The organism is Paenibacillus sp. IHB B 3415 (genome assembly GCF_000802655.2).
GTDB lineage: Bacteria > Bacillota > Bacilli > Paenibacillales > Paenibacillaceae > Paenibacillus_AQ > Paenibacillus_AQ phytohabitans.
The window spans coordinates 1-22,242 of record NZ_JUEI01000059.1; the positions used below are offsets into that span (position 1 = coordinate 1).

A 22,242-nucleotide genomic window follows, 5' to 3' on the forward strand; every position below is an offset into this window, starting at 1 on the left:
GAGTAAAGAGTAAAGAGTAAAGAGTAAAGAGTAAAGAGTAAAGAGTAAAGTACAAAGAGCAAAAGAAGCTCACACCTTCAGAGTGCGAAGGCGGGAGCTTCTTCTATTGGCAGTTATAATGCGTGCTGGACACCAGGCGGAACGGCAACGGCTTAGAAATCGAAATTGTCCGGATCGGGGCCGGTCCGCTGATCCCGATTGAGGCTGTCAATGCGCTCCATGTCGGCGCTGCTCAGCTCGAAATCGAACAGGGAGGCGTTCTCGATGATCCGCTGCTCTCTGGTTGATTTCGGAATGGTGACGATCCCATGCTGCAGATCCCAGCGCAGGATGATCTGGGCAACGGACTTGCCATGGCTGGCGGCGATTTCCGTTAGCACCGGCTGATCCAGCAGCTGGCCCTGCATCAACGGAGCCCATGCTTCGATCTGGATGCCATGCGTCTTAGCGAAGCTCCGCAGCGGCTGCTGGGACAGATAAGGATGCAGCTCAACCTGATTGACCATCGGCTTGATCTCCGCATCCTGCAGGATATCCTCCAGATGATGAATCTGGAAATTGCTGACGCCGATGGCTTTGACGCGGCCTGCTGTATAGAGGGCTTCGAGCGCTCTCCAGGACTCCTTGTATTTGCCCTTCACCGGCCAGTGAATGAGATACAGATCCAAATATTCTAGACCCAGCTTCTCAAGACTGGCCTCGTAAGCGGCAAGGGTCTCTTCATAACCAAGGTCTGCATTCCAGACCTTGGAGGTTATGAACAGCTCTTCGCGGGCCAGCTTGTTCCCGGCCATAGCTTCCTTGACCGCTTGCCCGACCCCGCGCTCGTTGGCATAGACTGCGGCTGTATCAATACTGCGGTAGCCGTGGGCAATTGCGGACTTCACCGCCTTCACCAGCCCGTCACCGTCCTCTACCTGAAAAACTCCGAGTCCAACCCACGGCATACTCACACCGCCCTGAAGTATAGTTGTATCTTGTAAATGCTGTGCCATATTGAATGACCTCCTGAAGGAATAGTGTAGTTAAAGTTAAGATAATAATTAGACAAGCGGAACATTCAATCCGCAGATCTGATTCGCTGATGACAGAATGAAGACTTTAATTTCACACTGTACGGGCAAAATGTTGTACGTAGTGCAGCTTTGATTCCTTGATACTGGATTTTCTAAAGGATTGTTGTATTAAATACAATAATTTCTTCGATAAGCCACTTAGAAGACGAGAAATGCTGCATTTCATACAACAATCTTAAAATTTGCCCGGAATAAAGAGGGGAATGTTGTATTATGGGCAGGATTTTTAAGAAGCAAGGTGCTCTCCCCGCCCCACCCCGCGAGTTAATACGAGAAAAGATTGCGGCAGCTATAGCCTATAATCAGACCATACATACCGCTTGACTGCGCACACTGCCTTTTGCGGCGCACACAGCACTTAGCTTAAGCAGCTTCCGTCCGCTGCATACGCTCGTCTCTGTTCTCCAGCGCCCGGCTCCAGGCCGTGAGCAGAACGGCCCCGAACACCATGACTGCGCCCACCCAGGCGGTGTGGATCAGTCCCATATGATCGGTGACCAGTCCGCCGAGATAGGCGCCGATGGCGATGCCTGCATTGAAGGCGGCAATGTTGACGGCAGAGGCGACATCTCTGGCACCGGGCGCGAACCGGTCAGCCAGCATTACTACATAGACCTGCAGCCCGGGGACGTTCATGAAGGCGAGCAGCCCCATGAAGAAGATGGTGATCAGGGCGGCGGTCTTGAATGGAGCCGTGAAGGTGAAGATCAGCAGCACGGCGGCCTGCAGGGCGAACATATAGAATAAGGCGTTCATCGGCTTGCGGTTCGCTGCTCTGCCGCCGATCACATTGCCGATGGCAATGGCGATGCCATAGACGAGCAGGATTACAGCGACCGTCTTCTCCTGGAAGCCGCTGATCTCATGCAGCAGCGGGGAGAGATAGGTGAAGACGACGAACGTTCCGCCGTAGCCCAGGGCTGTAATGGCAAAAGCCAGCAGCAGCCGGCCGGTCGTCACCAGCTTGACCTGCTCGCGCAGCGGCGTGCGGGTCCCCTTGCGGAGTCCGGCGGGCACCAGAATCAGATTGGCGATCAGCGCGAGGATGCCGATCACCACAATGGCGGTGAAGGCAGCCCGCCAGCCCAGCTGCTGTCCGAGGAAGGTGCCGAGCGGCACGCCGGTGACCGTGGCAACGGTAAGGCCGGTGAACATAATGGAGATGGCGCTGGCCCTGCGGTTCTCGGGCACCAGGTCGGCGGCGATGGTGGAGGCGATCGACATGAACAGGCCATGCGAGAGGGCGGATATTACCCGGGCGGCCAGCAGAGTGCCGATTCCGCCAGCAGCGGCCGCAAGACTGTTACCGGCGATGAATACGAGCATCAGCAGGAGCAGCAGTGTTTTGCGGGAGACTCTTGTGGTCAGCGAGGTTAGCACAGGCGCACCGAAGGTTACGCCGAGCGCATACAGAGTTACGGTTAATCCGGCGGTGGTCACGGATATATTCAGGTCATCAGCAATGAGCGGCAGCAGCCCGACACTGATAAACTCGGTTGTTCCTATCGCAAAGGCGCTGATCGCCAGAGCCAGCAGCGCGAGGGTACTTCTTTTTTTGTCCAGAGACATGTTCTTCACTCCTACTATGGTAATCACCGGCCGGTAAGTGCTATTATGGAGTACAGATACGCAAATGGATAGTACGTACTTTTAAGTACTATAGGTACCAAAAAGTACCCATAAACTACCCGCTGGCGACACATAAAGGGATGTACAGTGAGCATACAGGAGGAACTATAATGGCTAAAAAATATAATATTTCGGTCGAGGCTACGCTTGAGGTCATCGGGGGGAAGTGGAAATGCGTTATACTCTGCCATCTGACGCATGGCAAGCTGCGGACGAGCGATCTGAAGCGGCATATGCCGAATATTACGCAGAAAATGCTGACCCAGCAGCTCCGGGAGCTGGAGCAGGACGGCATCGTCAACCGGATCAGCTATAATCAGGTTCCGCCCAAAGTGGAATATGAGCTGAGCGAATACGGACAGACGCTCGGGTCCATTCTGGACTCGCTGTGCGCGTGGGGAGAGCAGCATATTATTAAGGAGTATGGCGATAAATTCGCCGTGCTTGAGGACAATGTGCTGAATAACAAGAAGGTGGAGCTGCTGCCTGGCAGGGTGGAATAAGGCGCAGCAGACCTATGAGCGTATACAAAGAACCGCAAGCCCCGAAGGCTTCAAGCCCCGAAGGCTTGCGGTTCTTTGATGTGCCTGGTGTTCGTCCAGCTGCAGAAATAAACAGCGGGACGAGACGCTAATCCGGTTGTCCTTCACTGACCTGAATCGTGAAGATAAAGACGGCCCCTTGCTCAACATCCGGCTTAGCGTAGATTGTTCCGCCCATCAGGTCGACCAGCATTTTGCAGATGGACAGCCCGAGTCCGGTACCCCCGAACTTACGGTTAATCGTAGCGCCGATCTGGGTGAACGGCTGGAACAGGTATTTCATTTTGTCCGCAGGAATGCCGATGCCGGTATCTTCAATAATGAACTCAAGCTCCATTACCCTATCCATCGCTTGCCGGAGATGAACCCCTACCTTAACGCCGCCCGAGTAGGTGAACTTGATTGCATTGCCGATCAGGTTGTTCAGTACCTGGCGCAGACGGTTGGGATCGCCCACGAGCAGCGCGGGAATGGCTGGATCAATGAAGGTCTCCAGGACCAGATTGCGTTCCTTGGCGAGTGCCCGGAAGAGATCAACGGTTTCCTTGATGCAGGAGTGGAGGTTGAACAGCTCATAGTCCAGCTCCATTTTGCCGGATTCGATCTTGGTGAAGTCCAGGATATGATTAATGACAGACACCAGCGCGTGGCCGCTTGTATGAATGATTTCGGCCATTTCCAGGTCATCCGCCGCCAGCTCAGAGGTCCGCAGTACATCCGACATGGCAATAATTCCGTTCAGCGGTGTGCGGATTTCATGGCTCATCATGGCGAGGAAGCCGCTTTTGATCCTTAGAGCGACTTCGGCAGTGTCCTTCAGCTCGGTCAGAACGCTATTCGCCGCCTCCAGCTCCTGGGATTTAAGCTGCAGCTCTTTGCGGGTCTGATAGAGGCGGACGAAGCCGTCAATTTTGCTCTTGAGCACGATCGGATGGAACGGCTTGGTCAGGAAATCTATAGCTCCGGCTGAATAGGCCATCATATAGTTCTCCAGCTCTGAAGTCAGCGCGGTGAGGAATATAATCGGGATGTCACGTGACTTTTGACGCGCTTTGATCCGCTTCGCCGTTTCGAATCCATCCATGTCCGGCATGAGCACATCCATAATAATCAGGGCGAACTCCTGCTCCAGCAGACATTTCAGGGCCTCCATGCCGGAGGTTGCACCAATCAGCTGATAAGGGGTGTCGGCCATCAAAGCCTGCATGGACATAAGCTCGTCCGGCCGGTCATCGACAAGTAAAATATTAATAGGGTACTCCATAATTCCTCCTACTGAATCAACCATAATTTCAGCACACTCACCAGCTGTGTCGTATTAATCGGCTTGGATATATAATCGTTTGCTCCGGCCTGCAGGCATTTGACCCGGTCTTCCTCCAGGGCGCGGGCGGTCAGCGCGATAATCACCAGCTGGTCATACTCCGGTCTGAGCCGGATATGCTTCATGGTCTCATAACCATCCATCTCCGGCATCATAATATCCATGAATACGAGCTCAACGCCCGGGTGTGTCTCCAGATGCTCCAGGGCTTCTTTACCGTTCTGGGCAAAGCTGATCTCCATATTATAACCTTCGAGCACACTGGATAACGCAAAAATATTACGCATATCATCATCCACAAGCAGAATGCTTTTTCCGGCAAAGGCCGACTCCGGATTGTGCAGATTCTCGATCAGCCGCTGTTTGTCTGGCGGCAGATCGGCATGCTTGCGGTGCAGGTATAAGGCCGTGTCATCGTAGAGCCGTTCCATAGACCGTACATTCTTGATGACAATGCTCTCGGCGTAGTGCTTGAGGCGCTGCTCATCGGTCTTGCTGAGATCCTTGCCTGTATAGATAATGACCGGCAGGGTCTGCAGCTTGCGGTTGGTTTTGACCTGCTCCAGCAGATCGAAGCCGGAAATATCCGACAGGCCTAAGTCCAGCACCATGCAGTCAAAATGGTGACTGGCCAGATGCTCCATCGCTTCCCTCCCGGTGCCGACTGCAACAATGTTCACATCGGGATGGGCGATGAATTCGACAAGGCTGCTGCGCAGAATCTTGTTGTCTTCGACAATCAGCAGGCTCTTCACCGGACGGCGGATATACGTCTCAATCTGCAGGAAGGCTGCCTCCAGCTCGGCATAATCATTTGGCTTCTTCCAGAAGGACAAGGCGCCCATCGCCAGGCTCTGCTGATTCTCCTCGGCTGTCGAGATGACATGTACCGGAATATGGCGCAGCTCCGGCCGGCTCTTCAGCCGGCTGATAATTGACCAGCCGTCCAGAACGGGAAGATGCAGATCCAGCAGGATGGCGTCGGGCTTGTAGGCATGTGCAAGCGCCAGACCCTGATCGCCCTGGAAGGCGACGATCGCCTTGAAGCCCCGGCTGCGCGCCAGTTCAAGCAGCATAGTGGCGAATTCCGCATCCTCCTCTATGATCAGCAGGAGGGTGTCACCGGGGAGCAGATTGCCGCGGTCATCCTCCATCTCGGCATATTGCAGCAGCTTCGGATTGGTGATGGAAATATCGGGAACGAACGATTCCCGGAAAGCCGGATTCTCCCGGCTGCCGGTCTCGGAACCCGGCATATCCGCAGTGGCTGCGGCTGCAAAGGTAGCGGCAGCCAGCGCCTGTGCGTCCTCTCCCGGCTCAACTGCAGGAATGATCAGCGAGAAGGTGCTGCCTTTGCCTTCAACGGAATCCACTTCAATTCTTCCGCCCAGCAGGGTAGCCAGCTCGCGGCAGATCGTGAGCCCAAGACCGGTGCCGCCGTATTTGCGGCTGGTGGTGCCGTCCGCCTGCTGGAACGCTTCGAAGATGCTCCCCAGCTTGGAGGCGGCAATGCCGATGCCGGTATCGCTGACAGAGAAGACTACTTCTTCGCCGCTGGTGCGGATGGACAGGGAAACGGAGCCTTGCTCCGGGGTGAACTTAATAGCATTGGACAACAGATTATTCATGATCTGCTGCAGTCTGTGGCCGTCGGTCATCAGATGGTCAGGCAGCCTGCTGTCTGAATGGACATCGAACCGGAGATTCTTTTTCTTGGCCTGCTGTTCAAAATGGCGGAAGACGTGGTTGCTGAGGTCTTGTAAAGAGACCGGTTCAAGAACTGGAGTCATTTTGCCGACCTCCAGCTTGGCCAGATCGAGAATCTCGTCGATCAGCTGCAGCAGATCCTTGCCTGCTGAGAAGATGGTATGCACATATTCCAGCTGTTTCTTCTCAAGATTTCCTTCCTTGTTCTCGGCGAGAATCTGCGAGAGAATCAGCAGGCTGTTCAGCGGTGTGCGCAGTTCATGCGATACGTTGGCGAGGAATTCCGATTTATACTGGGCAGCCATGAAGATTTCCTGGGCCTGCGCCTGAATTTCTTCCTTCTGCTGCTCGGTAAGCCGGACTTGGAGCAGCAGCTGATCATTGGAGGCCGCTAGCTCTTCTTTCTGGGTCAGAAGCTCGTCGGCCTGAGCCTGGAGCTCGTCCGTCTGTGCCTGGAGTTCTTCCGTTTGAGCTTGAAGCTCCTCAGTCTGTGCCTGGAGTTCTTCCTTCTGCTCCAGCAGTTCGTTCGTTTGGGCCTGGAGCTCTTCGGCCTGATCGGCGATCTCGGATTTTTGGCGTTCTGTAAGCTGGAGCTGCTTCTGCATATCGCGGTTCGCGGCAGATATCTCATCGGCTTGTGCCTTGATCTCTGTCGTTTGCCGGCTGGTAATCTCCATTTGCTGCTGGAGCTCCAGATTGGAGGCGTACAGTTCTTCCGTCTGCTGCCTCAGCTCATCGGCCTGGGCTTCAATCTCGGCTTTTTGTTCCTCTGTCAGCTCCATTTGCGCCTGAAGCTCTTCATTGGAGGACAGCAGGCTCTCAGCCTGCATCTTCAGCTCTTCCCCCTGGTCTTGCAGCTGCTCAGTCTGCATGCGCAGTTCCTCGGTTTGGGCCATAAGCTCTTCGGTCTGTGCCTCCAGCTCTTGGGTTTGTGCCGTCAGTTCCTCGGTCTGCGCTTCGAGCTCATCCTTCTGCAGCCGGGTTTCGCTCAGCAGCTCTTCAATTCTGGCCACGCCGGCCAAAGTATTGATCAGCACCCCCATGTTCTGTCCGGTCCGTTCGATCAGCTCGTGCTCCTTGGAGCCAAACGGGTGCAAAGCTGCCAGCTCCATTACGGCGACCACTTCCCGCTCATGCATGATCGGGACTACGATAAGCGAAGAAGGGGAAGCTTCACCCAGTGCGGAATGGACTTTGATATAATGCTCCGGAAGATCCTCCAGCACGATGGTCTGCTGATCCACCGCGCATTGTCCGACCAGCCCGCTGCCCAGCTGAATGGGTTCGCGGCGGCCTGCCGATTCGTCAAAGGCATAGCCGGCTGCGAAGTTCAGCTGACCTCCCTGCTTCAAATATACGGCTCCATAGCTTCCGCTGACAGCGGCAGCCAGCCTGCCGATAAATACACGCGCTGCCGTCTGAAGATGCACCGATCCTTGAAGCTGCATAGCCATCTCTGACACTTGCGTATTAATCCAGGCCTGCTCCTCTGCTTTCATCCGCAGTTCGCGTTCTTCAGCGGTCCTGTGGTGAAGATCGGCTGCCAGCTTGTAGTAAGAGGCCGCGAGCAGTCCGAATTCATCCTTGCGCACAGTAGCCGCGGCTGCAGGGTTAAGCGTCCCGTCGGCGATATCCCGGGAGATACTCGTGATCCGGTCCAGCCCGTGGTCTATATTCCGCTGAATGCTGAAGATGAGGCCTATTCCAATCAGAATCCCGCCCCCGCCTAATCCATTAATGAAGATACGCGGAAAACCTTCCAAATAGAGTGAAGATATAATAATCATACTGCCCAGCAGCAGTATAGTAACCGATGTTGCTAACCAAACCTGTTGTTTAATCCTCATAGTTCGCCGCCTTTGTTCAGTTAGTACTACTAAATATATATAAGTATACTTTTAATAGAGGCCCGGCGATATAGAGGACACAGAGAAAACACCGAAAAACCTGATCTTTACAAGGCTTCCGGTGTTGTTTTCCAGTTTAAGCAGGATTGAATTTCCCGGCAGGCGGCCCGGTTCGAAGCATGACCGCCTGCTGTTGGTTTTCCTTATCATTAATGCGCGAATACGCGGAGGAAGGAAGGGTGAGGAATACGGGCGCTGCCACCCCATAAACAAACGGCTGCCTAGCGAGCAGGGAGGTTTGATGAAATACGGGTGTATTTCATGAAACACTTTGAAATCCACAGCAAACATACTTAAAATTTTGCTTGTAAGGATCATACAGAGCGTGTAAGATATACGAAGGTTTTTAAAAATAGGCTTATCATAATACCTCATATAATCTTGGGAATATGGCCCATAAGTTTCTACCGGATGACCACTGTAATTATCCGACTATGAGTGAAATAGCGCATCTAGGGTTCCGTTTCTTGTGCTGCGGCAGGGGAAGGACTGGTCCAAGCGATGCGGACACGCTTATGTGTTACACCACTAAGGGACAAAAACCCAGAAGGACAGATTCACTTGAGAGAAACACTCAAGGGGATCTGTCTTTTTTATTTTAAAGGAGGAAGAATCGCTGTAATGAAAGTACTGGAGGAACGCATTAGACAAGAAGGCTTAATTCTATCGGAGACTGTGCTGAAGGTAGACTCGTTTCTGAACCATCAGGTGGACACGGAGCTTGCGCTGCAAATCGGGCAGGAATTCAAAGCTATCTTCGGAGACCAGCCCATCACCAAGGTGCTGACTGTAGAGGCCAGCGGCATCCAGTTCGCCATGGCTGCAGGCATTGCGCTGGGTGTGCCGTTTATTTATGCCAAGAAAAAGAAGGCTGTTACCCTCTCCGAGGCGGTCTATTCCGCACCGGTGCATTCCTTCACCCGTCAGGAAGACTACCTGATCAGCATCTCGCAGAAGTATCTCGGACCTGGCGACAACGTGCTGATTGTCGATGACTTTCTGGCTACCGGTGCAGCGCTTGTAGGACTATGCGATATCGTGGAGGAGTCCGGGGCGCAGCTGATGGGAGTCGGCTGTGTCATTGAGAAGAGCTTCCAGGAGGGACGCAGCCTGCTGGAGCAGCGCGGAATCCCGGTACACGCCCTGGCGCGGATTGCTTCGATGTCTCCGGGGGAAGTTCACTTTATAGATAATCCCCGCACCGGTAGTGCCCGTGCGGAAGAATTAATTAAGGAGAGTGCAGGATGCTAAGCAAACAGAAGATATTCGCCCTCGGGCTTCAGCATGTGCTGGCCATGTATGCCGGAGCTGTGATTGTGCCGCTGGTGGTCGGCGGGGCACTGAATTTGAACGGAACGCAGATGGCGTATCTGATCGCAGCGGATCTGTTCACCTGCGGACTGGCAACGCTGCTGCAGATTATGGGCAGCAAGTATTTCGGAAGCGGACTTCCCGTTGTACTCGGCTGTACCTTTACCGCAGTCAGCCCGATTATCGCTATCGCTTCAGGCTCCAATCTCCCGACAGCGTACGGGGCTATTATTATCTCCGGTCTGTTCGTTGTACTTGCAGCCCCGATATACGGGAAGCTGCTGAAATTCTTCCCTACAGTAGTAACCGGCTCCGTAGTAACTATCATCGGGCTCTCGCTGATCCCGGTAGCGATGAATAATGTGGCCGGCGGACAGGGCAGCGCTGATTTCGGCCAGCCCCGCAATCTGCTGCTGGCCCTGATTACACTGCTCGTAATTCTGGCGGTGAACCGCCTGACTACAGGCTTCCTGCGTTCCGTATCTGTATTGGTAGGCCTGGTTGTCGGAACCGTAATCGGCTATGCCATGGGCATCGTACATTTCTCTACAGTGACTACGGCCTCTTGGGTGAGTGTGGCCCAGCCATTCTACTTCGGCTGGCCGCAGTTCAGCATTACAGCGATCTTCACGATGATTATCGTTAATATTGTGTCCATGGTGGAATCGACGGGTGTGTACTTTGCCGTGGGCAAGGCTACAGACCAGCAGGTGGAACAGAAGCAGATCGTGAACGGCCTGCGTTCTGAAGGGCTTGCCATCATGCTCGGCGGATTGTTTAATGCTTTCCCTTATACAGCGTTCTCCCAGAATGTCGGCTTGCTGTCGCTGACCCGGGTGAAGACGCGCAATGTTATCTTTGCCGCCGGCGGAATTATGATCGTGCTCGGGCTGCTGCCGAAGCTGGCAGCGCTGACTACCGTCGTGCCGAATGCGGTGCTTGGCGGGGCGATGATTGTCATGTTCGGATCGGTTGCCGCATCCGGTATGTCGATTCTGTCGGATGTTGACCTGCGTAAGGACGGCAATCTGCTGATTGCCGCCTGCAGTATTGCTGTCGGTCTCGGCTCTGCTGTGCTGCCGTCCATGTTCGATCAGCTGCCGGAATTCGCCAGAATGCTGCTGCAGAACGGAATCGTATCCGGGTCTCTGACAGCAATTATTCTTAATATCTTTCTGTCCAAAACCCAGGAGAGCACAGCTTCCGCAGTCGCAGCTCCGGAAGTAAAGTAAAATATTCCTAAAATTTTAATCTAATAAGATAAGCAGCCGATTCCGAAATAAATGGGAATCGGCTTTTTTATTGCACTTAAATAAACAGAATTTAATGTATAATTTATACAATGACAGCTAGAAGGGAATGGCAAGGAGCATGAAGAAATATTGGCTGAGTATTCTAGGCAGTCTGGTGCTGGTGTTGATCCTTCCATTGCTCTCTATCCTCCAGACTCTCCATATAAACCGCGAAATGCCGCAAGCCCGGCAAGGTATGATCGATCTGCGCAGCTGGGACTTCCGCAAAGACGGGGTTGTGAAGCTGAACGGGGAATGGGAGCTGTACCGCGGTGCGCTGCTGATGCCTGAGGTGTTCTCCACGGAGCGGAAGGACCCGGACGTGCCTGCCGTATCCGGAATGGTTCAGGTTCCCGGGAAATGGAATCCTTACATATCCGTCACCGGTGAACCCGCAGCCAAAGGGTACGGCACTTACCGTCTGCAGGCCAGGATTGCCTATGGGGAAGCCGTAGTGTACGGTCTGCGCACCAGCAATATCCGTACGGCAAGCCGGGTCTTCGTGAACGGGCAGGAGATTGGCAGCAGCGGCAGCCCTGCTCCCATCGCTTCTGAGGGGAGGCAGAATAATATACCCTTTACGGGGTTTGCTTCGGTGACCGGAGATACCATGGAGATTATTGTACAGGTGGCGAATTACAGCTACTCCTCCGGCGGTATCGTTCTGCCGATTGTCATCGGTGATCAGGCCTCTATTCTGAAGCACCGCGAATTTGCGCTGTTTGTAGACGGTGGGGCACTGTTCGGATTTATTATTCTTTCTTTATTCCTGCTGATGTTCTCCAAAGTAAGAGAGAGCCGGGGGGTCACCCTGTATCTGGGTCTATTCTGCATGGCGGCCTTTGTCTACATTCTGACCCACGGCGAGAAGCTGATCTCGGCAGGGCTTCCCGGGCTTCCGTATGAAATTGTGCTCAAGCTGCAGCTGGCTTCTTCCACGCTGGTCTACTATTATCTGCTGCGCTATGTCGCCAATTCGGTGAATTACCCGATGTCTATTGCGGTCATTAAGGCCTCTAAAATGATTACGAGCGTGCTGCTGCTGATCTCTATATTCATGCCGGCCTATCTGTTCAGCTATCTGGAGGGCCTGCTGCTGACCTGGGGTTCGGTAAGTATCGGCTTTGTGCTCTACTCTATGGTTCAGGGGACAAGACGGAACCCGAAAAATATGTTCCTGATGATGGTCAGCATTGAGAGTCTCAGCGTCGTTATTATCTGCTATCTGGTCAGTTTTATGAACCTGTCATTCAGCTATTTTATAATCTCTTATGAAATTGTCCTGTTCGGGTTCGTTCAGGCGATTATTATGACCCGGCAATATGCGTCCTCTTTCCTTGAGGTGGGGCAGCTGTCACGCAGGCTGCAGACACTCGATGGCTTGAAGGACGATTTCATCTCCGATACTTCCCATGAGCTCCGCAAGCCGCTGCAGGGAATGGTCAACATGGCCCAGACACTGGCGCAGGGTGCGGCAGGTTCCGTGAGCAGTGCCCAGAGTGAGCAGTTGCTCATGATTGTCTCGACGGGCAAGCGGCTGTCTGCCTTAATCAATGATATGTCTGACTTCGCGAAGCTGAATCACGGCTCGCTCTTTCTGCGCCGGCAGGCGGTGGATCTCCGCACCGCGGCTGTCTCCATTATGGAGGTGACGCGCCAGGTATACGGAAAGGCCAATCTTGAATTCCGCCTGGACCTGCCCGGGGAGCTTCCCCTGCTGGAGACGGATGAACAGCGCCTTGCTCAAATTCTGCATAATTTATTGGCAAATGCCGTCAATTATACGCCTCAGGGCGTGATAACGCTGTCTGCAGAGGTTAAAGAAGAGTATGTTGCTATCCTTATCACGGATACGGGGCAGGGGATTGCTCCTGAGCGTTTGCATTCCATCTTTGATGCCTATGATCCAAGCGGACCCGCAGCCCAGAAGGTCTACCGGGAAAACGGCCTCGGTCTCAGCATTACCCAGAGGCTGGTTGAGCTGGCCGGAGGAGAGATAGAGGTGCATTCGGAGCTGGGGCAAGGCTCTGTCTTCCGCTTCACGCAACCCATCCTGCGGAGAAGCAAAGCTCTGCTGGAGCAGGAGTATCTGGAAATTACCGGCTGGGAGTCGGCAGCGGCAGTCCAGCTGCCGGGAGAAGAACCAGTCCTTCCGCCTCCTGCGGAATGCTGCTTCATTCTGGTTGTGGATGATGATCCTGTCAATCTTCAGGTGCTGGTTAATGTGCTGCAGCTGGAGAACCATTCGGTGATTACGGCCAGCAGCGGGGCAGAAGCTATAAGTAAAATACAGCAGTACCCTGAACTCGATCTTGTCATTGCAGACTGGGTGATGCCGGAAATACCCGGATTGTTATTATGCAAAACGATCCGTGAACGGTTTGTTCTGTCGGAGCTGCCGATTCTGGTGCTGATGGCGAGCAGCCGCCCCGAGGATATCCAGGCTGCGTTCGAGGCTGGAGCCAATGATTATCTGAGCAAGCCGGTGGAGCTGCGCGAGTTCAAGGCGCGTGTGCAGACGTTGCTCGATATGCGCAAGTCTGTCCGTATATCCGTTCAAGCGGAGATTGCCTTCCTGCAGGCCCAGATCAAACCGCATTTCTTGTATAATGCGCTCAACGCGATTATCTCCGTATGTCCGGTAGACCCGGATAAGGCCACTGATCTGCTGCTGGATCTCAGCCAGTACCTGCGGAGCAGCTTTGACTTCCAGAACCGGGGACAGACCGTTCCTATTGAAAAGGAGCTGGGGCTGGTTCAGTCTTATCTTGCCCTCGAGCAGGCGCGGTTTGACGAGCGGCTGAATATCGAGTTCGATGTCCCGGACGATATTATGGGACTGGTTCCACCGCTCAGCATTCAGCCGATTGTAGAGAATGCCGTCAACCACGGGCTGATGCAGAAGGAGGCTGGAGGGACAGTGCGGCTGTCGATTCAGCTGCTGCCCGGCCAGCTTGTGGTTGCCGTCAAAGATGATGGTGTCGGGATGTCTCCGCAGCGGATTGCGGAGGTTCTGTCAGAAGAGCGGACAGAGGGCGGCATCGGACTGCGGAATATTCAGCGCCGGCTGCTCAAAATGTACGGAACAGGCCTGAGTATTCACAGTGTGCCCGGACAGGGGACGGCGATATCTTATACAATTCCCAGGTAAGCGACAACTCGAGAACGATGACATGAGGTGAGTCCTTTCAATGAAAGCGATACTAATCGATGATGAAAAGCCTGCATTGCAGCATCTGGAGCGCCTGCTCCTGAAAGACGGACGTCTGGAGATTACCGGCAAGTATACGTCGGCAAGACGGGGACTGGAGCATCTGGAGCGGGAGAAGGCGGATATCGTCTTCCTGGATATAGGTATGCCGGAGATGAACGGGCTGGAAGCTGGCGAGTATATTGCCGGCCTGGACCGGAGCACGCGAATTGTCTATATCACAGCATACAGTGAGTATGCTATTGAGGCTTTTGAACTGAACGCCGCCGACTATCTGCTGAAGCCGGTAACCTCCCAGCGCCTGAGCAAAACGCTCGAACGCCTGGAGATTCGCATAGAGCAGAATGAAGCGCGTGTGGAGACGCTCCCGGAGCCTGCAGCTGCCGTCAAGCAGCTCTCGATTCTCTGCTTCAAACGTCTGGAGTTCATGGACAGCACGGAGCCTGGGCGCAAGATGCAGTGGAGAACCAGCAAAGCGCAGGAAGTGTTCGCCCTGCTGCTCCATAACCGCGGCCAATGGATTCTTAAGGATACCATTGTGGATTATGTCTGGCCGGACTTCAAACCGGAGAAGGCAGTAACCAACCTGCATACAACGGTGTACCATATCCGTAAACTGCTTAAGGCCTGGGGTATGGATGTGCAGGTTGAGTTCTCGCAGGAGCGGTACAGGCTGACCAAGGAGAATGTGCTGCTCGATCTGGAAGAATTCGAGCAGGGATACTGCAGTACCTCTGTGGAATCGGAAGAGGAATGGGCGCGCAGAGAAGCGGTGCTGAGTCTGTACCGCGGAGACTATCTGGAAGAACATCATTATGACTGGGCAGAAACGCGGCGCAAGGAATTGCAGATCCGCTTTATCCGCATGTCGCTGCATTCGGCCGAATATGAATTATCCTCCGTACGTCCCCGGCAGGCACTGGACAGGCTGATTGTTCTGCAGGCACTGGACCCGTATTCCGATCAAATCTGCCGGCTGGTGCTGAGAAGTTACGCCGACCTGGGAGATTTCATCGGGTTTAGGAAACACTACGATAAATATAAGGAACTGCTGCAGCGGGATTTAGGTATCCGGCCGGATCATGTCATAGACAGCTGGGTCCAGAAGGTGCTATAAATCAGCCGGGGGCATTCATCCTAAGGACATTGCCATTATTATTTGTTAGGCATAGAATTTAGTTGAGCCTGAACAGATAATATAGATAGGGATGGAGTAATGAACGACAAAGTTGTAATGCCCCTGTGGACCTTTTGCCTGTTTATCGTTGTTATGAACACCACTATGTTTAATGTATCGCTGCCAACGATTATCCAGGATCTGCAGATATCGGCTGACCTGGGCTCGTGGATCATATCGAGCTATTCCATCGGTTATGCCCTGTCAACTGTGATCTACAGCAGGCTGTCTGACCTGGTGCCGATCCGCAGACTGCTGACCATCGGCCTGACTACGCTGGGTGTGGCCTCCGTCTGCGGATTATTCGCACACAGCTTCAGCATCCTGCTGATAACCCGTATCCTGCAGTCTGCAGGAGCCGGAGTCATGGCGGGACTCGGACTTGTGCTGGCCAGCCGCTATGTTCCAGTTGAGAGACGCGGCGCAGCTATCGCCATGATCTCTGCAGGCAGCGCGATGGCGTTCGGGCTCGGCCCGATTATCGGCGGTCTGATCAGCCAGTATTTCGGCTGGAACGGCCTGTTCGGCATTACCTGCCTCGTGCTGATTGTTCTGCCTGTGCTGCTTCATCTGCTGCCGAAGGAACAGCCCCAGCCTGCCGCTTTTGACGTGACGGGGGCGGCCCTGACGGTTCTTAACGCAGGCAGCCTGCTGCTGGCGGTCACCAGCCAGTCTTACCTGTGGCTTGCGGCCAGTGTAGTGTCGCTGCTTATTCATGCCCGCCATCTGGCCAAAGCGGAGAACTCCTTCATTAACCCTCAGCTGCTGCGCATGCCCGGGTATCTGAAGCTGACTGCCGTCGGGTTCTGCATTCTGGTGCTGAACCTCGGCAATCTGTTCCTCATGCCCCTTGCCCTGGCGGGCCTGTTCCATGAATCGGCGCTGAGCATCGGCTTGTTCATCGCACCGGGAGCGATTCTGTCCGCGATTCTGACCCGCTACGTCGGCCACTGGATAGACCGCTACGGCAACCTCAGGTTCCTGATTATCGGCCACGGGGTGCTCGCCGCTGTCCTGGCCGTTTTTGCCATGAATCTGTCCGTATCCCCGTTCATTCTGCTCGCGGGTTATCTGTGCTTCTCGCCGTCATTCTCGGCGACCATGGCTTCCCTGAACAATGAGGCGTCGGGCATTCTTCCCCGCAGCTGGATCGGCTCCGGCATGGGGCTGCTGCAGCTGATCCAGTTCTTCGGCGGCTCCGTTTCTGTCGCCGCCCTCGGCTTGCTGCTGCATGCTAAGCGGAACCTGGAGCCTGCCGCTGCCTACAAGCATGTTTACATTCTGCTGTTTGTGGTGAGTTTATGTTCATTAAGCCTGGTGCTGTGGTACAGATATTCCAGGCTGCGCGAGTTGAAACGAAATAATAGCGGCAGCGTATCAGAAGCATAAGATCGTTCAGAAGGGATTGGTATGGAGTGGATAATGGAATGAATGTCATCCTGTTTGAGAAGATGCCGGAAGGCGACCTGCAGATTATTGAGGAGCGCGTCTGGAGCATGAACATGATTACGGCCCTGGAGCATGTGAATTATATAGTCGTAGGCGGCCGTGAGTTCGAGGCGGTAGAGGGCCGACTGAATGTGGACGAAGGGAAGCTTGAGCTTCTGCTGGTTCCGATGCGTACCGAAGGTTAAAGAACATTATCAGGAAAGGAGGGCCCAAGTTGGCAAAAGACGAAAATGTTAAAGAACCTGCTGTAAGCAGGCTGTTCACCCCTGACGGCAAGCCGATCCGCGTATTGTCGACCTCGCTCGGCATTGCCCTGCTGGCCAATGCGTTATTTATTCCCGGAGGCGCTGGTGCCAGCGGGAGTACCGGCGGTACAGGGGATGAACCGAAGCTGGTGTCCTGGTCTACCGAGGAAGTTAAGAATTATTTCGACAAAAATGTTGACTGGAATATTCCCTATCCGGATGAGAATCAGGAAGAGACTGTCCAGGAAGGACAGGGAGCGGTAACATCAGGCGGGACAACGGTTATCAACAACTATGGCGGTTATAACTCGGGATTCGGCTGGGATGATGTGCTTCTGTACCACATGCTGTTCAACAGCGGTTCGTTCTACTCTTCAAGAGGCTGGTACAATGACCGGCCGACTTATTACGGAGGCACACGCACTGCCTATAAGCCGCCAACCTACAGCAGCGGCAGCTTCCAGAACAAGCCTGTAGCCGGATCAGTGGTCAAACCGAAGACTTCGACTTCATCTACCGGCTCCATCACCAGAAGGAAAACCTCTTCGAAATCAGGGGGGATCGGCGGCACCTCCAGCGGGCTGGGCTCGGGCAAATCAAGCTCATCCACGTCCAAATCCAGCTCTGGCAAAAGCTCAAGCAAGAGCGGCTTCGGCGGATGATCCCGGCAGAGAGCGTCTTCGAATTTCTGGACCAGTCTGCTCTGGAGCGGGCACCCAGGGTACAGCAGCTGCATGAGCTGGGCTTCACCTGGGCTGACCTGGAGGAAGAGGAATATTGGTTGGATGCAATAGCTGTGATGCGCGGCGAGACCTACCGGGAACTGAAGGAAGCCTCTTCAGGACTATGGATGATTCTGGATAAGGCGGTCCGCTACGTCCATCTTAAGCATGACCTGTATGATCTGCTGGGAATTCCCCCGGTGCTGTGGCAGATGCTCGACGACTGTCCTGTGCCGGAGCCGGGGCTGATCAGCCGGTATGCCAGATTTGACTTTGCTGTAGCCGGCGACGGAACCATTAAGCTGCTGGAGCTGAATGCAGATACACCGACCGGCTATGTGGAGGCCTCTATCGCCACGCCGTGGATCTGCGCAGAGGCGGGTATCGGGAATCCGAATGCCGCAATGAAGCAGCAGCTTGCCGCAGCCTGGGGCGCTGAACGTCCGGATACGGCAGCCTGTGTTGCCTATGGCAGCCATCAGGAGGATACCGGAACGATAGATGCACTGGCAGCGCATAGCGGACTGGATATCCGCTGCGTCGATTGTCTGGACCTGTGGATTGATGAAGGTGTAGTGAAGGACGGAGAGGACCGGATCATTGAGCGGATGTTCGCACTCTATCCGAAAGAGTGGATGGCAGTGGATGAAGGCGGCGACGCCCTGGCATACGCCATCGAGACCGGGAAGCTCCAGCTGTTCAACGGGCCGCATAGTATTATCCTGCAATCCAAGGGGCTGATTGCTGCGGTATGGGGGATGTATGAGCTGGGTCTGCTGTTCAGCGAAGAGGAACGCCAGGTCATCTCCCGTTACATACTGCCTACGTACAATAAGGCGGTATTCTCGGAAAGCTTTGTGTCCAAGTCTGTCTTCGGCCGGGAAGGCGGGTCCGTGCGGATTTTTGATGATAGCGGAACGCTTGAAATAGAGGATGAAGAAGGGTATGACAGCAGCCAGCTGTTCCCGGTGGTCTATCAAAAAAGAGCCGAAATGGCCCGGATTCAGACCAGCGAAGGGGAGCTTCACCTGCTGACCGGCATGTTCGTGATTAACGGGAAGCCCTGCGGGCTGCTCGGCCGGGCTGGCGGACCGATTACAGGCAATGCCAGTCATTTTATCGCGCTAGGAGTGAGGGGGCTTGAAGATGAACAAGGGTAGAGAGGGACGTGCCGCCGGACGCAGAATCCGGGGCGGGGCGCTAGCCGCAATGCTGCTTCTGGCAGTCATGCTGCTAAGCGCATGCTCGGGAAACAGCAGCAGTGTGTTCCACACCGATACCGAAACAACGGACAGCGTGTCGCGCGTGCCATGGGATTACCGGGTGGTCGAAGGCAAGGTGGGTGATCTGATCGGCAGCGACATGACGGTACTGCCGGATAACGAGCTGCTGCCGAACGACGGCAATTATGCTACAGGCGACACCGTATGGACACTGCAGTTCATGGATGCGGAGCTGGTAACAGATGCTGATCAGAAGAATGAGATCCGGCTGTCCTCCTGGACCACGCTGAAATCATACGGTGACCAGAAGACGGCAACGGAGGATCTGGCGAATCTGAAGGTGTCCATCACGACGGATGTGGATCTTGTCGGGGTGTACAAAACCCAGTATCAGGACAAAACCAGAAACTTTGCCGTACTCGAGCTGCCTTCCGGCAACCGGATTAAGCAGCCGATTGATGACAAGCGCTATACCGCGCTGGAGAAACAAAAAACAGCCTCCGTGGTGCTGGAGGAAGTACATGATTTCGCCGACTATGATTCGGCCTATGCGAAATTCCGGGGGTGGGCTAATTGACGATCGTTATTAATCTGGTGGTTAGTATTCTGACCATTGTTCTGCTTCAGGTGCTGGGTATGGTTGTATTCACCCTGATGACTCCTTTTAAGGATATGGAGGAGCTGAAGAAGGGGAATGTCGCTGTATCGCTGGCCTTTGGCGGCAAGTTCCTGGCCACGGCGATCATTCTCGGCGTAGCGGCATATACCAATACCTCCATCTGGTTCATGATGCTCTGGTTTGCGGTAGGCTATGTCTGTCTGGTCGCCTCTTACTGGATCTTTGAGCTGTTCACTCCGGGCTTCCGGATTTCGGAACAGCTGCAGAAGGGGAATGTTGCAGTAGGCGTAACACTCTGCATGGTATTCATCGGAACAGCGTTTGCGGTCAGCAGCCTGATTATTTAAAAGGACCGGCCTTACAGCAGGGAAGCTGCCGTGCCTAGGATGTTCGGGCGGCAGCTTCCCGGCCGGCTTAAGCTAACTACCCGAAAGCAGGGATGAGCATTGCATTTTCTAATCCGAATTTCCGGCAAGCTGCTGCATCTAAAGAAGAAGTCTATAGGTCTGATCATCCTGGTATTTATTATTTTGAGTGCATCCACTGCCTTCCTGCTGGAGCCGGACACTTTTCATAGCTGGTTCAACGCCTTTTATTGGGTGATGACCACCATGGCTACCGTAGGCTACGGTGACTATTTCGCCACTACAGTCACCGGCAAGGTGTTTACGATATTCTTATATATCTTTGGCATCGGTCTGCTAAGTTTGGTCATCGGTAAGATTATCGATGCCATGGGAGAGATGCAGCGCAGGAGAGGAGCCGGAACCTTGAGCTTTCACGGACATAATCATGTCGTACTGATTAACTGGAACCGCAAAACGCAGGCCGCTGTGGATGAAATTCTGTGTTATGACGCGAGCTGCAAGATCGTAATAATCGATGAGAACGGCCGCCATCCGCTGGAACAGCTGGAGCAGGTCCACTTCATTAACGGGGATGCCTCCAGTGACGATATTCTGCTGAAAGCGAACATCGGGAGCGCCAGAGCGGCGATCGTGTTCGGCGATACCCGTATAGACGAGGCCTCGCTGAGCGATGGCAAGACGCTGCTGATCGCCTCCAGCATTGAACGGATCGCTCCGCATGTACATACAACTGTAGAAATTATGCAGGAGAAGAACATTCAGAACTTCAAGCATGTTCAGGTGAACGAGTTCGTGCTCTCCCATGATGCCATCTCCAGACTCGCGGTAAGATCTGCCCTGCAGGAAGGCAATTCTGAAGTGATTACCCAGCTGCTCAGCCGCCAGCACGGCGATGATATCTATGAGATTCCGCGCAGCAGTGCGTGGAATACCTATGGAGATGCCTTTCAGGATCTGCTGCGTCAGGGGGCTACCCTGCTGTCCGACCGCAGTGACCTTGGCATTAACCGTAAGCTGGGGCAGCCGATCCCGGACGATGCCAGACTTTATATCGTCGCCGATGAGGAGACTTACCGCAGGATCACAAGAGGCTGAACTATATATCATAAGCAGAGCTGCCCGGGTCATTCCGATCCGGGCAGCTCTGCTTTTTTTGAAGAAATGGCATAATCTATAAATTAGACACATAATGTTCGCCGAAACAGTAAACAATGTGACATAAATTACCGTTATATTATTATGGCCAATATCAAGACTTGTCTTTTAAGGATGTGATGAATTGGGGAGTACACTCAGCAAGGCTGCTGCACTGGGTATATCGCTGCTTCTGATCACCTCATGCAGCGGTAATCAGGCCCGGCCTGTACCTTCTGCGGCAGTTACTCCTGCGGGAACGAACGTGCCGGAGGAGCCGCTGCTTGACACAGCGGATGAAGAACAGCAATTACTGAAATTCATAGATACGCAGCTCACTGGACCCTACGGGGTATATACGAATCTGCAGGAAACCGGTGAAGCGGCGGAGATGGCTACAGGCCATGAGGTTCTGAGCGAATCGGCCTCTCTTCTGATGAGGGCGGCCGTGCTTAACGGCGATCAGGAGAGATTTGACCAGCAGTGGACGCTGGCCCGCGATACCTTCGATATGGAGAGCGGCTTTAGCTACCGGTTCAGTCCCAAGCAGCAGAAGCAATATACTGTGAACGCAGCGGTAGACGACCTGCGGCTGATTGGTGCGCTTTATGAAGCAGGAGAGGCGTTTCGCCGTCCGGAGTACACAGCAGAAGCAGATAAATATAGCAAAAGATTCTATGATAATAATGTAAAAGATGGATACATGTATGATTTTTATGACAATATTTTCAATACTACCAACGGGTTCGTAACTTTGTGTTATATTGATCTGAGTGTGTTGCGAAAATTGTCGATATCTAGCGAATTAAGCGGGATATTGTTGAATAATATGGGCGGGATTCTGGAAGACGGATATTTGTCTGACTCCTTCCCGTTCTATGAGACAAGGTTTGATTACAAGACTGGCCAGTACAGCTCCGAACACATCAACACCGTAGAGTCGCTGCTGACCATTCTTCATTTGGCCGAGAGCAACCGGCAGAAGCCGGCGAGCATCCGTTATATCAAAGAGCAGGTTACGGCGGGCACACTGTACGGGCAGTATACGCGTGAGGGCCAGCGGACGAATGATATCCGTTCTACGGCGATTTATGCGCTCACGGCCATGATCGGCGCTGTGCTGGGCGATCAGTCTCTCTATGCGGCCAGTATTGAACGGATGAATGAATTCAGAGCCGTGAATGCTGCAAGTCCGCTGTATGGCGGATTCGGTGATGAGGCTGCCGGCCAGGCATATTCTTTTGACAATCTGATGGCGCTCCTCGCTTATTCCTATTCCAACCAACAACAATAGTAACGAAGGTGA

Annotated in this window: 17 protein-coding genes and 1 riboswitch; of the genes, 13 read left to right on the plus strand and 4 right to left on the minus strand. The window is 53.8% G+C overall.

Annotated features, from left to right (window positions below; translation table 11 throughout):
* Positions 1-152 precede the first annotated feature (152 nt).
* Together QW71_RS23680 and QW71_RS23685 are read right to left on the minus strand one after the other, a co-directional pair.
* Positions 153-995, minus strand: coding sequence for an aldo/keto reductase (locus QW71_RS23680; protein ID WP_039304729.1), 843 nt, complete (start codon positions 993-995; stop codon positions 153-155).
* A gap of 444 nt (positions 996-1,439) precedes the next feature.
* Positions 1,440-2,645 carry an MFS transporter gene (locus QW71_RS23685; protein ID WP_039304732.1) on the minus strand — a complete coding sequence of 402 codons (1,206 nt, stop codon included), beginning with the start codon at positions 2,643-2,645 and terminating at the stop codon, positions 1,440-1,442.
* 170 nt (positions 2,646-2,815) lie between these two features.
* Here QW71_RS23685 and QW71_RS23690 point away from each other — a divergent pair, with 170 nt between their 5' ends.
* Complete coding sequence (locus tag QW71_RS23690) at positions 2,816-3,208, plus strand: helix-turn-helix domain-containing protein (RefSeq protein WP_039304734.1); 393 nt, start codon at positions 2,816-2,818, stop codon at positions 3,206-3,208.
* A 127-nt stretch (positions 3,209-3,335) separates the two neighbouring features.
* On the opposite strand, the gene QW71_RS23695 is transcribed toward QW71_RS23690, so the two are convergent.
* Both QW71_RS23695 and QW71_RS23700 read right to left on the minus strand, forming a co-directional pair.
* Complete coding sequence (locus tag QW71_RS23695; RefSeq protein WP_039304736.1) at positions 3,336-4,511, minus strand: ATP-binding protein; 1,176 nt, start codon at positions 4,509-4,511, stop codon at positions 3,336-3,338.
* 8 nt (positions 4,512-4,519) lie between these two features.
* Entirely contained in the window at positions 4,520-8,125 is a 3,606-nt protein-coding gene (locus QW71_RS23700) for a response regulator (RefSeq protein WP_039304738.1), read from the minus strand.
* 411 nt (positions 8,126-8,536) lie between these two features.
* Positions 8,537-8,640, plus strand: a riboswitch (purine riboswitch).
* A gap of 166 nt (positions 8,641-8,806) precedes the next feature.
* Between QW71_RS23700 and QW71_RS23705 the strand changes: the two genes are divergently transcribed.
* The 12 genes from QW71_RS23705 to QW71_RS23760 all read left to right on the plus strand — a co-directional run bounded on the left by QW71_RS23705 (position 8,807) and on the right by QW71_RS23760 (position 22,230).
* The gene (locus QW71_RS23705; protein WP_039304740.1) at positions 8,807-9,436 is read left to right on the plus strand and encodes a xanthine phosphoribosyltransferase; all 630 of its coding nucleotides are present in this window, start codon (positions 8,807-8,809) and stop codon (positions 9,434-9,436) included.
* Positions 9,430-10,728, plus strand: coding sequence for a nucleobase:cation symporter-2 family protein (locus QW71_RS23710; protein WP_039304744.1), 1,299 nt, complete (start codon positions 9,430-9,432; stop codon positions 10,726-10,728). The genes QW71_RS23705 and QW71_RS23710 overlap by 7 nt, the downstream gene beginning before the upstream one ends.
* A gap of 139 nt (positions 10,729-10,867) precedes the next feature.
* Positions 10,868-13,939, plus strand: coding sequence for an ATP-binding protein (locus QW71_RS23715; RefSeq protein WP_039304746.1), 3,072 nt, complete (start codon positions 10,868-10,870; stop codon positions 13,937-13,939).
* Positions 13,940-13,979: 40 nt separating this feature from the next.
* Positions 13,980-15,116, plus strand: coding sequence for a response regulator (locus tag QW71_RS23720; RefSeq protein WP_039304749.1), 1,137 nt, complete (start codon positions 13,980-13,982; stop codon positions 15,114-15,116).
* A gap of 99 nt (positions 15,117-15,215) precedes the next feature.
* The gene (locus QW71_RS23725) at positions 15,216-16,565 is read left to right on the plus strand and encodes an MFS transporter (RefSeq protein ID WP_039304752.1); all 1,350 of its coding nucleotides are present in this window, start codon (positions 15,216-15,218) and stop codon (positions 16,563-16,565) included.
* Positions 16,566-16,591: 26 nt separating this feature from the next.
* Positions 16,592-16,810 carry a hypothetical protein gene (locus tag QW71_RS23730; protein WP_200905968.1) on the plus strand — a complete coding sequence of 73 codons (219 nt, stop codon included), beginning with the start codon at positions 16,592-16,594 and terminating at the stop codon, positions 16,808-16,810.
* 29 nt (positions 16,811-16,839) lie between these two features.
* Entirely contained in the window at positions 16,840-17,532 is a 693-nt protein-coding gene (locus QW71_RS23735) for a hypothetical protein (protein WP_039304758.1), read from the plus strand.
* Positions 17,529-18,752 (plus strand): glutathionylspermidine synthase family protein, encoded by a 1,224-nt coding sequence (locus QW71_RS23740; protein WP_039304760.1) that lies wholly within the window; start codon positions 17,529-17,531, stop codon positions 18,750-18,752. Before QW71_RS23735 ends, QW71_RS23740 begins: the two co-directional genes overlap by 4 nt.
* The gene (locus tag QW71_RS23745) at positions 18,739-19,392 is read left to right on the plus strand and encodes a hypothetical protein (protein WP_039304763.1); all 654 of its coding nucleotides are present in this window, start codon (positions 18,739-18,741) and stop codon (positions 19,390-19,392) included. Before QW71_RS23740 ends, QW71_RS23745 begins: the two co-directional genes overlap by 14 nt.
* Positions 19,389-19,781: a DUF350 domain-containing protein gene (locus QW71_RS23750; RefSeq protein WP_039304766.1), complete on the plus strand. Its 393-nt coding sequence runs from the start codon at positions 19,389-19,391 to the stop codon at positions 19,779-19,781. Before QW71_RS23745 ends, QW71_RS23750 begins: the two co-directional genes overlap by 4 nt.
* A 99-nt stretch (positions 19,782-19,880) precedes the next feature.
* Positions 19,881-20,897, plus strand: a complete 1,017-nt coding sequence (locus tag QW71_RS23755) for a potassium channel family protein (RefSeq protein WP_039304769.1) — start codon at positions 19,881-19,883, stop codon at positions 20,895-20,897.
* A gap of 184 nt (positions 20,898-21,081) precedes the next feature.
* Positions 21,082-22,230 (plus strand): hypothetical protein, encoded by a 1,149-nt coding sequence (locus QW71_RS23760; RefSeq protein WP_039304771.1) that lies wholly within the window; start codon positions 21,082-21,084, stop codon positions 22,228-22,230.
* Positions 22,231-22,242 lie beyond the last annotated feature (12 nt).

What these genes read in the sequence shown, in the direction of transcription:
- QW71_RS23680 (WP_039304729.1), bottom strand. Translation starts at nt 995, where the DNA reads ATGGCACAGCATTTACAAGATACAACTATACTTCAGGGCGGTGTGAGT.
- QW71_RS23685 (WP_039304732.1), bottom strand. Translation starts at nt 2,645, where the DNA reads ATGTCTCTGGACAAAAAAAGAAGTACCCTCGCGCTGCTGGCTCTGGCG.
- QW71_RS23690 (WP_039304734.1), top strand. Translation starts at nt 2,816, where the DNA reads ATGGCTAAAAAATATAATATTTCGGTCGAGGCTACGCTTGAGGTCATC.
- QW71_RS23695 (WP_039304736.1), bottom strand. Translation starts at nt 4,511, where the DNA reads ATGGAGTACCCTATTAATATTTTACTTGTCGATGACCGGCCGGACGAG.
- QW71_RS23700 (WP_039304738.1), bottom strand. Translation starts at nt 8,125, where the DNA reads ATGAGGATTAAACAACAGGTTTGGTTAGCAACATCGGTTACTATACTG.
- QW71_RS23705 (WP_039304740.1), top strand. Translation starts at nt 8,807, where the DNA reads ATGAAAGTACTGGAGGAACGCATTAGACAAGAAGGCTTAATTCTATCG.
- QW71_RS23710 (WP_039304744.1), top strand. Translation starts at nt 9,430, where the DNA reads ATGCTAAGCAAACAGAAGATATTCGCCCTCGGGCTTCAGCATGTGCTG.
- QW71_RS23715 (WP_039304746.1), top strand. Translation starts at nt 10,868, where the DNA reads ATGAAGAAATATTGGCTGAGTATTCTAGGCAGTCTGGTGCTGGTGTTG.
- QW71_RS23720 (WP_039304749.1), top strand. Translation starts at nt 13,980, where the DNA reads ATGAAAGCGATACTAATCGATGATGAAAAGCCTGCATTGCAGCATCTG.
- QW71_RS23725 (WP_039304752.1), top strand. Translation starts at nt 15,216, where the DNA reads ATGAACGACAAAGTTGTAATGCCCCTGTGGACCTTTTGCCTGTTTATC.
- QW71_RS23740 (WP_039304760.1), top strand. Translation starts at nt 17,529, where the DNA reads ATGATCCCGGCAGAGAGCGTCTTCGAATTTCTGGACCAGTCTGCTCTG.
- QW71_RS23745 (WP_039304763.1), top strand. Translation starts at nt 18,739, where the DNA reads ATGAACAAGGGTAGAGAGGGACGTGCCGCCGGACGCAGAATCCGGGGC.